At 41.2% G+C, this 11793-nt stretch carries 12 protein-coding genes and 3 pseudogenes; 7 read left to right on the plus strand and 8 right to left on the minus strand.

The window, feature by feature from the left end; translation table 11 throughout:
• Positions 1 to 9: 9 nt before the first annotated feature.
• From RIG27_RS13520 to RIG27_RS13540, 5 genes and pseudogenes are all read right to left on the minus strand, one after another.
• Positions 10 to 254: pseudogene (locus tag RIG27_RS13520) on the minus strand (hypothetical protein).
• Positions 251 to 625, minus strand: coding sequence for a DUF433 domain-containing protein (locus RIG27_RS13525; protein WP_446345884.1), 375 nt, complete (start codon positions 623 to 625; stop codon positions 251 to 253). Before RIG27_RS13525 ends, RIG27_RS13520 begins: the two are co-directional and overlap by 4 nt.
• Positions 622 to 1488 (minus strand): NB-ARC domain-containing protein, encoded by an 867-nt coding sequence (locus RIG27_RS13530; protein ID WP_446345886.1) that lies wholly within the window; start codon positions 1486 to 1488, stop codon positions 622 to 624. The genes RIG27_RS13525 and RIG27_RS13530 overlap by 4 nt, the downstream gene beginning before the upstream one ends.
• Before the next feature lie 143 nt (positions 1489 to 1631).
• The gene (locus tag RIG27_RS13535) at positions 1632 to 1790 is read right to left on the minus strand and encodes a hypothetical protein (protein WP_446345888.1); all 159 of its coding nucleotides are present in this window, start codon (positions 1788 to 1790) and stop codon (positions 1632 to 1634) included.
• Positions 1786 to 2684 (minus strand): annotated as a pseudogene (locus tag RIG27_RS13540) (alpha-hydroxy acid oxidase); the annotation flags it as partial. The gene RIG27_RS13535 and the pseudogene RIG27_RS13540, both read right to left, overlap by 5 nt.
• Between RIG27_RS13540 and RIG27_RS13545 the strand changes: the two are divergent.
• The gene (locus RIG27_RS13545; RefSeq protein WP_446345890.1) at positions 2676 to 2801 is read left to right on the plus strand and encodes a hypothetical protein; all 126 of its coding nucleotides are present in this window, start codon (positions 2676 to 2678) and stop codon (positions 2799 to 2801) included. The pseudogene RIG27_RS13540 and the gene RIG27_RS13545 sit on opposite strands and share 9 nt — an antisense overlap.
• Positions 2802 to 2936: 135 nt before the next feature.
• On the opposite strand, the gene RIG27_RS13550 is transcribed toward RIG27_RS13545, so the two are convergent.
• Entirely contained in the window at positions 2937 to 4766 is a 1830-nt protein-coding gene (locus RIG27_RS13550) for a protein kinase domain-containing protein (protein ID WP_446345892.1), read from the minus strand.
• A gap of 7 nt (positions 4767 to 4773) precedes the next feature.
• On the opposite strand from RIG27_RS13550, the gene RIG27_RS13555 reads away from it, so the two are divergent.
• Positions 4774 to 4932, plus strand: coding sequence for a hypothetical protein (locus RIG27_RS13555; RefSeq protein WP_446345894.1), 159 nt, complete (start codon positions 4774 to 4776; stop codon positions 4930 to 4932).
• A 93-nt stretch (positions 4933 to 5025) separates the two neighbouring features.
• On the opposite strand, the gene RIG27_RS13560 is transcribed toward RIG27_RS13555, so the two are convergent.
• Both RIG27_RS13560 and RIG27_RS13565 read right to left on the minus strand, forming a co-directional pair.
• Complete coding sequence (locus RIG27_RS13560) at positions 5026 to 5469, minus strand: aspartyl protease (RefSeq protein WP_446345910.1); 444 nt, start codon at positions 5467 to 5469, stop codon at positions 5026 to 5028.
• Between the two features lie 264 nt (positions 5470 to 5733).
• Positions 5734 to 6132, minus strand: coding sequence for a DoxX family protein (locus RIG27_RS13565; protein ID WP_446345896.1), 399 nt, complete (start codon positions 6130 to 6132; stop codon positions 5734 to 5736).
• Between the two features lie 267 nt (positions 6133 to 6399).
• Here RIG27_RS13565 and RIG27_RS13570 point away from each other — a divergent pair.
• The 5 genes and pseudogenes from RIG27_RS13570 to RIG27_RS13590 form a co-directional block, all read left to right on the plus strand.
• Positions 6400 to 6627: pseudogene (locus tag RIG27_RS13570) on the plus strand (response regulator); the annotation flags it as partial.
• Between the two features lie 76 nt (positions 6628 to 6703).
• On the plus strand, positions 6704 to 8356 hold the full coding sequence (locus RIG27_RS13575; protein WP_446345898.1) for a GNAT family N-acetyltransferase: 1653 nt from the start codon (positions 6704 to 6706) through the stop codon (positions 8354 to 8356).
• Between the two features lie 3 nt (positions 8357 to 8359).
• On the plus strand, positions 8360 to 8809 hold the full coding sequence (locus RIG27_RS13580) for an ASCH domain-containing protein (protein ID WP_446345900.1): 450 nt from the start codon (positions 8360 to 8362) through the stop codon (positions 8807 to 8809).
• A 66-nt stretch (positions 8810 to 8875) separates the two neighbouring features.
• The gene (locus RIG27_RS13585) at positions 8876 to 10411 is read left to right on the plus strand and encodes an McrB family protein (protein ID WP_446345902.1); all 1536 of its coding nucleotides are present in this window, start codon (positions 8876 to 8878) and stop codon (positions 10409 to 10411) included.
• A gap of 26 nt (positions 10412 to 10437) precedes the next feature.
• The gene (locus RIG27_RS13590; protein WP_446345904.1) at positions 10438 to 11619 is read left to right on the plus strand and encodes an McrC family protein; all 1182 of its coding nucleotides are present in this window, start codon (positions 10438 to 10440) and stop codon (positions 11617 to 11619) included.
• Positions 11620 to 11793 lie beyond the last annotated feature (174 nt).

The following is an 11793-nucleotide window of genomic DNA, read 5'->3' on the forward strand; positions in this document are numbered from 1 at the left end:
GAGGCGTGGTCATGGAATAAAGATGCGACCTACTCCCATCCAGTTTTCGATATCAAGCACAATCTCCAGAATACGGTCAACACAACGATTTCGATAGGCTCGATCTGCTAAAAATCGATGCTGTCAATCGATAGATTGATCTCCTTGAAGCTAACAAAACGAATTGGAAGTAACTCCAACCAGCCTTGACTGGCAAGATTTCCCAATAGAATCTCTGCATGTCCTCCTAGATTGTGATCAATGAGGAAAATCATACTTCTAGTTGATGTCTAGTTTTCTGGTGTTGGAGTTTTGCCCAAAGAATTTCGCGACCTGCTTTTGGCGGCATTGTGGCAACACGATCCGCATGTTCACGATTACGCTCCTGCCAATACCGCCGATTTTCTTCAGCCTGTTTCAGGACAATTTGATACTCGGTTTCAACTTCAAGGCGATTTGCTTCAATATAGGATAAGGCAGCGTTAATTTGCTCATCTGTCAGATGAAGTAGAGAGCAGATAAACTTTGGTGGATATTGAGCCGTGAGGTAGTCCATCACGTCGTAGAGTGTAATGCGTGTGCCTGAAATGGTCAATCCACGTTCTGTGCGGATGATTTTTGGTTGCGGATTCTTCGCTAAAGTCATATCGTCACCTCACGAAAACTGCCCATTTGTTGCCAGAATTTGCTGTAATTTTCACAGTCTGGCAGATATGTACCTGCTAATTCTCCAGGGGTAAATAGTTCTTGGAAGTCGTCGAGGATGATCAGACAGGGATGCGATCGCAGATAGTCGATTAGGGAGGGGAGTTTGGTTTCTCTATCTTTAGAAAAGAACTGAATTAAGTTGGTTTTTAGAGATTTCAGTGTCAGAGTTTCAGTACAGTTGCGCCAGAGGATATAATCGAAGTTATCTTTAATTTGTTCTACCAGTTCTCTGGCGAGGGTGGTTTTGCCGATACCAGGCAATCCAAAGATAGTGACGATGCGGATTTTTTCTTGGAGTATCCACTGTTTAAGGGTGGTTAGTTCTGTGGTGCAGTTGTAGACGCGATCGCACTCCGGTGCTTCGGTTACATCGTGGCGTTTTTCGGGTTGGGTACTGGTGGCGTTTGAGGTGCGCGATCGGTGTTTTTTTGCTTTGGGATAAGGGCAATGTTCGTTACAGAAATTAATATCACCCACGATTTGCACATAGTCAGAACTAAAATTTGAGATATTGGAAAATTCTACTTGTTCTAAAATAGCTCGAAAATTAGATTGCCTAACATCTTCTCCCAGCTCTGCCGATATTAACTGCCATAATTCTCTTGCCACTTGTTTGATGCGATCATGAGTACGGTGGCAATTCCTAGCAATTTCTGGATACTTTTGCCGCTGCCAAGTCCCCTCAACTACAGCCTTTTGCAGGGAGTCGAGATGTTTTCCCGTTTTCGAGAACACCAAGTTATCCGTCCAGTTTAAGACTTCTTGAACGTCCATAGCTGAAAGTGGATCTGAGTCTAGCATTACACTATATTACACTCTTTTTCACTTTTAGCGACTAAATTCTTCTTTTTTACGCCAAATAAAATTTGGAATCAAGTTATCATTCTACACTAAATTAACCCAATTAAGCTTGCCGCTACAAAAAATGCGTGCCACAATGATAGTTATATAGCTATTTTTTGAATCTGCAAAAGGGCTTGTTCGCCGATAACCGTGATTATCGCCAGACGCCCTTCCCCTACCCCTTTATTATCATGAACGATGAGAAACGAGGTGGAATCCTCTTGCTGTTCGAGGAGTACCATGCCACTAATCCCAACCATCCATAAGCACATCGACTTGATCACCTACAGCCGTAACCACTTCCGAAAGAGCATCAATTGACGCGATCGTGACGCGATCGCACTATCCAATTGTCTACCCCCATGATTGGAGACAATCACGGCTTTTGCCCCATGTTCCACCGCCCGCAGTGCATCATCGCCACGTAAAACTCCTTTAACAATAATTGGTAATTTTGTCAAGGACTGTAACCATTCCAAATCTTGCCACGTTAAGCCGGGGTCAAGCTGTTGGACAAAATAGGCAAATAACCCCGATTCGCCGACGATTTCCGGAATATCTCGATGGGTTAAATTCGCCAACTGCATCCCCAGGGGTAAGGTAAACTGATTGCGTTTATCCTTTTCTCGACACCCTAAAACAGGCGCATCGACGGTGAGACAGAGGGCGCTATACCCCGCCGCTTCCGCCCGTTCAACTAAGTTTTGAGTCAAAGCGCGATCGCGATGCACATAGAGTTGAAACCATAATGGAGAATGACTATCTGTCTGAGAGTCTGACTGCACCTGTTTGGATGTCAATGCCACCTCTTCTAACGGTTGAGTAGACATGGTACTCAATACCATCGCTGAACCCACGTTAGCCGCTACCTTCGCCGTCACGATTTCCCCCTCTGGATGTGCTAAACATTGAAATGCCGTCGGCGCAATTAGAATCGGTAGGGAGAGAGATTGTCCTAAAACCGTCGTACTTAAATCACGCTGACTGACATCAACCAAAATCCGGGGACGAAGTTTGAATTTCTCAAACGCAGTCCGATTATCGCGTAACGTTACTTCATCCCAAGCGCCACTGGCGTAATAATCTAGCGCCATTCGAGATAACTGTTGATGGGCTAATGATTCGTACTCGAAAAGGTTAATCGGTTGAGTCATACTATCAGGGAACAGGTAGATGGGGGAGATAGGGAAGATGGGGAAGATGGGGAAGATGGGGGAGATAGGGGAGATAGGGGAGATTATGTAGGGGCGGGTTTCACTACTATCGTTTGAAATGGTGCGTTACGCTTTGCTAACGCACCCTACACCCGCCCCGACTAAATGACGAATGACGAATGACGAATGACGAATGACGAATGACAAATGACGATCCCCACCGTTAACTTTAATTGTCCCCACCCAACATACTTACCAAACACGCCAAATTTTAATCGTTTTATCCAAACTCCCACTCGCCAAGGTTTGTCCATCGGGGCTAAATGCCACAACCTGAACAATGTCCGTATGTCCTTCGAGAGTACAACATTCTTGTCCAGTTGCAACATCCCAAATTCTAATCGTGTTATCACCACCGCAACTGGCGAGGAGACGCCCATCGGGACTAAAGGCGAGGGAACGCACTTGGGGAAAATTCCCTTGTATCAAGGTGGTTTGAGTCAGAGTGCGAATATCCCATAACCGAATCGTCGCGTCTGCACTGCCACTGGCTAGAATCATACTATCAGGACTAAACGCGATCGCATCAACGGAATTGATATGTCCGGCTAGAGTTCCTAACCTTTGCCAGTGGGGAACGTACCACAGTTTAATGGTTCGATACCCACTTCCACTCGCCAAGATTTGCCTATCGGGACTAAAGGCGACACAATTAAATCCACTGGAACGACTCGATAAAACCTGTATCGTTTTCAACGTGTTACTCTGGCAAATCCGAATTTTGTTATCTCTACCGCAACTCGCCACAAAACGTTTATTGGGGTTAAAAGCGACTGAATCAACCCCACCTTTATGGCTTTTGACACTAACCAATTGTTTTCCGGTTTGTACCTGCCATAATTTTAGGGTTTCATCCCGACTTCCACTGACTAGATATTTTCCATCCGGGCTAAATGCCAGACAGGTGATCTCCTTACTGTGCTTCCCAGAAAACCAGCCACCAAAGGTACGAATTTCCCATGCCATACTCACTTGCCACAGTTTAATCGTTTTATCAACACTACCACTAGCCAGACTTTTTTTATCGGGGCTGAAGGTGATAGTGGAGATTCTCCCACCATGACCTTGAATTGTATTGACCAGCGAAGCATTAACGTTTAGGGGTTGAGATGGAATAGTTTGTTGAATCGTTACCCGACTTGTTCCACCGTGATGGAAATCTTGGAGAACTTGCTCAACCGATTGATAGCGCTGTTTCATCACCGGATTAATCATTTTGTCCAGCAGTTCAGCCAAGTCTTGACTAATTGGATTATTAACTAAATACTGTCGCCAGATAAACCCACTTTCTAGGGGTTCATATAAATCAAACGGCTGTATTTGGGTTAACAAGTGAATGCAGGTAACGCCCAAACTATAGATATCGCTAGCAAAGACAGCTTTCCCAAAGGTTTGTTCAGGTGCAGCATATCCAGCAGAACCAATGGTTGTCCCCGTTTTGGCTAATATTGTCCAGGTCGCATATTTCGCCGCCCCGAAATCGACGAGGACTAATTTATTATCGCGACGCCGCCGAATAATATTCTCCGGTTTAATATCTCGATGAATGACGTTGCCTTGGTGAATAAATTGCAGTACGGGGAGTAAGTCACTCAGCAGAGAGCGAACCTGCTTTTCGGAAAATGCACCGAGTTGGGCTAACTCTTGATTCAGATTCTGTCCATCAATAAATTCCTGGACAATGTACTGACAATTATCCTGCTCAAAATAGGCTAAGAATTCAGGGATTTGGGGATGGTTACCTAATTCTTGTAAACGTTCCGCTTCTTGATGAAATAATTGGGCAGCTTTTGGGGAATTGTTTTGTCCTTGGGGATAAAATTGTTTGATGGCACAGTAAGGGGTTGAGGGTTGAGATGTATCCTCGGCTAACAGGGTTCTACCAAATCCTCCAGCACCTAGAAGTCGCAGCGGACGATATCGTTCTGCGAGGATAAGTTTTGTGCCGCACGTTGGGCAGAAGTTTTGAGTTATTGAGTTTTCAGGGTTTGGGCAGTTTGGATTAATACAGTAATTTGTCATTCGTCATTTGTCATTTGTCATTTGTTATTTGTTATTCGTCATTCGTCATTCGTCATTTGTCGTAACGGATGTTGAGTCGAATGGCACTGAAATAAGCATTAAGAGATCTGCGGAATTTAGGATATACCGTAGGGTGGGCATTGCCCACCAGCAGACCAGTCAGTAGCATTCATGTTAAGTCCCTAAGTAGGTTGGGTTTCGACTTCGCTCAACTCAACAGATGTTCCAAAGCTTGTTCAATTAATTTAATTATATATTCCTACAAAATTGTCAAATAGGTATCGGTTGGACTGATAGGTAACGGCTTCAAGGTTTGATTTTGCACATCTATGTTTAACCCCAATGCTTCTAACGGTATCACGCCCAAAAGCGCATCTGCACCACCGGGTAATTCCAAACACTCGAAGGTTCCTTCTCTACCCAATATAGAGAGAGTGGCATCTCGGAAAATTCGGGCTTTGCCAATACCCATGGCTGTGCCTACGTCTACTTCTTTGAGGATTTTTAGTCCCAGTGAAGTAATCGCGTCTGGTGGCAAACATAAGGTAGTGGCTACTGTGTCTACCAATACATTTTCCAGAGTGAGTGACCGAATTTGTTCAGGTGAAATTGTCCCATCTTCTGCCCGAATTTGGTCAGCTCGGTTAATAATTGTCAATTGGGTGAAAACTTTTCCCATTGTGTTGTGGCTTTGAATTGGCATAATTGCCTCCTCCTGAAAATTCGGAGGTATTCCCTCCATACATTGTAACGGATATTGAAGTGCGATCGCGGATTTTTTATTGTCAGTTAATAACGAATACGTTGTCATACATTGAAGTTGGGTAGTAGTAGCGATAAATTTGCTATTAATAGCGAGCAAGATGCTCGCATTACCAGGAATTCGTTATTGTTCCATTAAGGTGTAAATGCAGAACAGCTTACACCTCCTCTCTCTTCCTCAGTTTATGCTAATCAAATGACCAAGCTATTTCGCCGACTGCATAGAAGAGGATTCGCTGTGCTGATCCAAACTAATCTCACCTGCACCAAATGCGACAACCATAAATAATCCGCCCATTAAGCCTAAATTCTTGAAAAAGGCAATTTCTTCTTCAGGAAACTGGCTGTGAAAAATTAAGGTAGCGGGAATTAAAAAGCCAATCAATAATAAGGCTCCCCAACGGGCTTTGTAACCGAATAAAACTGAGAGTCCGCCACCAACTAATACAATAATAGTAGGAACCAGAACGATACCAGCAAAAGGAATTCCGCTAGCAGCCATAGACTCTTGAGTGCCAGCGAAACCGAAAATTTTACTAATCCCCGACTTGATAAAAATAGCGGAGATAAAAATCCGAGCAACTAAAGGTAGGTACTTTTGCATAGCGGTTCCTGTGTTGATGGATAACTGTTCTACTCTTCAGGGTACAAGGTTCTGGAAGTCTAGAGACACCTAGCCTAAGGGTAGCAGTTACGGGAGTGCGATCGCGCTTTAGCTTCCAGGGTACGCTAAGATGCATGGCAATACCTGATTCCCCCTTAGACACCCAAACCCTCGACATACCGTAGGGTGGGCATTGCCCACCAGCCCTAAGTCAGCACCATTCATCCTCAGATAAGTACCTGGACATAAATTCTGTACCACCAAAAAATGTTAACAAGTAAAATTAGAGTCGTTTTGATTGAAGATCATAAACTCACTCGTATAGGCTTCAGAACAGCTTTGCAACAGAGTCATGAGATTGAATGGGTGGGTGAAGCCGCCAATAGTGCTGACGGGTTAAGTTTACTGGAAAAAGCTAAACCCGATGTTGGGATTGTTGATATTGGACTTCCTGATATGGATGGCATTGAGTTAGTTCGACGCCTTCAAAAAATTAAAGATAATTATCCAGATTTTAGATTCATTGACATCAACTCAAATCCTATCAATAGGACTTAGGAGGTAAGAAACAGTGGTAGAACAGATAGAAATTAAAGTAATTGATGATAAATCTCATCACCTACAAACCGTCATTGCTCTCGGTGATGCCAATCAACCTACTCTTAGCTTTTTTCCAAAAGGCGCTTTTGAGGAATATGCAGCTAATCGAAAAATTATTTGTGCGCTTGCATCTCCAGAAAACTGTATTGGATATCTCTTATATAGAACGTCGCGTTCTTATAATCGGGTAACTATTATTCATTTGTGCCTTGATCCATCCTATCGAGGTAAAGGAATAGCAAAAAAATTGGTTGATCACCTTATTCAATTAACTCAAGACTATAGTGGCATTGGTTTGACCTGTCGCCGTGATTATCAATTACAAAATTTATGGTCTAAATTAGGTTTTGTAGCTAAATATGATGAACCAGCTAAAACACCTGGAAAATTTAATACATATTGGTGGTTAGATTACGGTAAATCTGATCTAATTAACAAATTAGAACATCTACAAAATATAACCGAATATCAGCCTGTACGTCTTGCCGGAACATCGTTAAAACAGGTTCGAGTTCAAAACTTGAAAGACAATAGCTTTTATAAAAACTTTAACGCGGATAAACAAGGTGAAACTAAAGCAGAATTTCAACAAAATTTACGTCGTTTTATCACTGAAAACGATAAGTTTGAGTGTTTAGTGATTTTAGAAGGAGAACAAGAACCAACGGCGTTAGTCGTGTATGAGCGGCACAAAGACTATGAGCTAGAGATTCCTATGCTTCGGGTAAGGGAAAATCCTTTAGCCGGAACTCTGGCACACCATCTGCTTTTTCAAGCCATTTCAATTTCAGCTCGTGAACATCGATCATTTACTCTAATTACTGATATACACTTACAAGATGTTGTCAAGACAGCCATTCAAAAAGATATGTTTGTGACGGCAACTCATGGCTGGTTAAAAGCGAATATAGCGAAAGCTGAAACAGTATCAACGCTAGCTGTACATCTTGATAAACTTGCGAAAAGTTTAGGTAAAGATTACCAGTTTATTAATTACTTCGTTCAAACCCTGAAGCATGAAAACTCTGTCAATACTATTGCCGCTATGTCAGATCTTGAACGAGTTCTTTATCCTTTAAAAATTATTGATTCCAATAGTCCTACTTTTATTATTCCGATTCATCCTTTTTGGGCGCATCAGTTATTCGACTCAAAATTAGCAAATCAAACTTTATTGGGGGCAACAAAGCAAAACATTGCCCTAAATCGAGAAGCTGTTTACTATAAGTCTAAGCATCCAGCTCCTCAAGAACTCAAACCAGGAGTACGAGGTAGAATTCTTTGGTATGTGAGTCGTGATAAAGATGGTGGATACAAAGGGGTAAGTGCCATTCGAGCTTGCTCAAGATTGGATGAAGTTGTCATTGGTAAGCCCAAAGAACTATATCGACGTTTCCGAAACTTAGGGATATATGAATTGGATAATGTAATCGACATTGCTCAAAAGCAAGATGACGATATTATGGCTATAAGATTTGGCGATACTGAGCTGTTTGTTAAACCCGTATTATTAAAAAATGTTAAAACGATTTTAGGAAAACAAGGTAATATACAAAGCCCTGTGTACATTTCCAAGGAAAAATTTGCTAAAATTTATACTCTGGGAATCTATGCCTCAAATTAGTATATGTTTACACAACCAAGCAATATCTTGTTGTTGTCAATTAAACCCCAATATGCTGATCAAATATTCGCTGGAACTAAGCAAGTTGAGCTACGTCGGGTTCGCACTCGATTGCAAGCAGGCGATTTGGTTTTGATCTATGTTTCTTCTCCAGAAAGAGCTTTAGTGGGTTCATTTGAAGTTGAAAAAATGCTCGTTGAAGACCTACCTAAAAACCTTAATACTTTTTGGCATAAAGTCAAAGAAAAAGCAGCAGTTGATCGTAAAATATTTGACAATTATTATCAAGGCGCTTCAGTTGGTGTCGGTATATTTTGTAAAAACATTCAACGATTTAGAAAGCCTATTCATTTGGACACGTTAAGAAAAAAAAAGCCTCACATTATTCCTCCTCAGTGTTATCGATATCTTACTCATGGTGAATTAATTTGGGTTAAATCGATGACACAGTAGTAACATTGGGTGCTGATTTTAATTGAATCAAAAAATTAAACTTTGAAATTAAGAGGTATAAATTTTGTGCAAAATCGATTTGAGTTTATTCCTTTATTTCGGGAATTCATAAAATCCTTTGCTTACACAGCACAGGGGCTTCGTTGCATCGCTTTCTACGATGATCAGCGTCAGCAGTGGTGTCGAAAGTTTGAAGCTATAACGGCAACTTTAGAGGCTAATGAAGACTTAGTAGAACCTATAGTTTACCAGCTATTTGAACAGGAAATTTTTGCCTTAAATAATCGGGATAATAATAGCGCTAATTTAAGTTATATACAAATTAATCATTTGGGTAAAGCAATATTGAAATTTATCAGTCGCTGTAATAACCATCCTCAGCAGTTACTTGAGGCTTGCTGTGATTTTTATACACAAAACTATTGCCCAGCTTTTCCTATGGAACTGCTGACACCTATACTTAATGCATTACAACCTAATTATTTTATCTCAATCAACTCAAAAACGCTCCAGGTTATTAATGACTTTGCTGATACAGCGTATAGCCAAAAATTAATTCATTATCCAGTAGTCAACATTATCGGACATAACCTGATTCAACAATTAATTCAGGAAATGCACAAACCCGGTGTTCCAGCTTTGCACGATAATGATTTATTTGATATGTTTTGCCACTGGTTAGTTACGATTAAGCAGTATAATCTAGCTGAACCTGAAATTTTACCGATTGGTGATGAACTGTCATTTACCTCTGCTACTGAATCTATTCAAGACTATACGGCGACGCAATGGACTCAAGAAACAGGTTTATATCCAGAAATACTCAATAAATGGGCAAAAGTAATTGAGCGAAAAAAACAAGTCATTTTTTATGGTTCACCCGGAACAGGCAAAACCTTTATTTCTGAAAAAGTTGCTCACTATATAATTAGTAGTGGTGATGGTTTTATGGAAGTCGTACAATTCCATCCTGCCTATTCTTATGAAGACTTTATCCAGGGTATCCGCCCACAAACTGAAGATGGTGTATTGACTTATCCTTTAGTTCCTGGACGTTTCCTAGAATTCTGCCAAAAAGCAGAAGCTTGCCAAGGTTTATGTGTTCTAATTATTGATGAAATCAATCGTGCTAATCTCGCTCAAGTCTTTGGTGAACTCATGTATTTACTCGAATATCGCGATAAAAAAATTCGTTTAGCTGGGAATCGTGAACAGTTTAGTATCCCTAAAAATGTCCGTATTATCGGCACAATGAACACGGCGGATCGCTCTATCGCATTAGTTGATCACGCTTTACGTCGTCGCTTTGCTTTTATTGAACTTCGCCCGAATTATCAGGTACTACGACGGTATCACGAAAAACATAAAACAGATTTTCCTATTGAAAAATTGATTCAGGAACTTGCCCGGTTAAATCGTGCGATCGCGGACAAGCATTATGAATTGGGTATCTCATTCTTTTTGACCGAAAACCTAGATAAACATATTGCCGATATTTGGCAAATGGAGATTGAGCCATATCTAGAAGAATACTTTTTTGATCAACCCGATAAAGTCGAGGAGTTTCGCTGGCAAAGGATTGAATCTAAAATCATGAGCTAATCTACTTTAGAGATAATTAAACCGTCATGGAACTGATCGAGTTAACTGAGTATACCTCTAAACATTTTAGTCGTGATCATATCCCACAATCTCTTATTGACAAATTAAAGCAAGACTACCCTAAACAGATAGAAATTAATCTTAAGTACACCCAAACCCATGATGTTTGGCAACTCACAGCTAAAGGCTGGATTGGTCATATTCCTTTAACCCCAAACTGGCAAATTATTCTCCACCCTAAAGTCCCCCTTGCCAACCTTTTTGGTATGCTGGAATATGTCTACAATTTCAAGACATTTAAATTTTTACTCGGATTGACTAACAGTCAATCGCTAGCTGGATTTTATAGCGAGTTGGCTTTTATTCTAGCTCAAGGTATTTTAAATCTTTATCGGAAAGGGTTCTACCGTAATTATATTTCAAAAACTAACCAAACATCTTATATTCGGGGACGCTTAAACGTCCAGAAAACGCTTCAAAAACCCTGGATAATTCAACCAATCTGCGATTATCAAGACTATAGTAGCGATATCCCCGATAACCAAATCCTTACCTGGACAATATACTGCATTACTCGCAGTGGACTATGTAGTGAACGAGTGCTTCCTACTGTACGCAAAGCTCATCGTACATTGCAAGGATTAGTAAGCTTACAGCCGTTTAAAGCAGCAGATTGTCTGGGACGAAAATACCATCGCCTCAACGAAGATTACCAGCCATTACACGCCATTTGCCACTTTTTCCTGGAACATACAGCACCTAGTCATAAATTTGGCGATCGCACGATGCTGCCGTTTCTCGTTGACATGGCACGATTATACGAACAGTTTGTTGCAGCATGGCTTCAGAGAAACCCACCTCAAGGCTTTTTGTTTCAATCCCAATATCTGATAAAAATTGGTCAGAATCGGTCATTTAGGATTGATTTAATGCTATGTAATCGTGATACAGGTAAAGTTAAAGCTGTACTCGATACTAAGTACAAAATCCCCAATAAAGCAGCAGATTCTGATATTTACCAGATGATTAGCTATGCAAAAGCAACGAAATGTCATCATGCTTTTCTTGTCTATCCCACGGATTTAAAAGAACGACTAGATATCAAAATTGATGATATCCAAGTTCGGAGTCTCACTTTCTCCCTGAATGAGAATCTCAATCAAGCAGGTCAAGCATTTTTGTATAGTTTAATGGAGCTAAAGCCCTGACTACAATAACGGCGAAATCCCGAAATCCTGGTAGTGCGAGCATCTTGCTCGCTACTCAGCATCTTGCTCGCTACTCAGCATCTTGCTCGCTACTCAGCATCTTGCTCGCTACTCAGCATCTTGCTCGCTACTCAGCATCTTGCTCGCTACTCAGCATCTTGCTCGCTACTCAGC

It is taken from the genome of Coleofasciculus sp. F4-SAH-05 (assembly GCF_040222985.1).
Lineage (GTDB): Bacteria > Cyanobacteriota > Cyanobacteriia > Cyanobacteriales > Coleofasciculaceae > Coleofasciculus > Coleofasciculus chthonoplastes.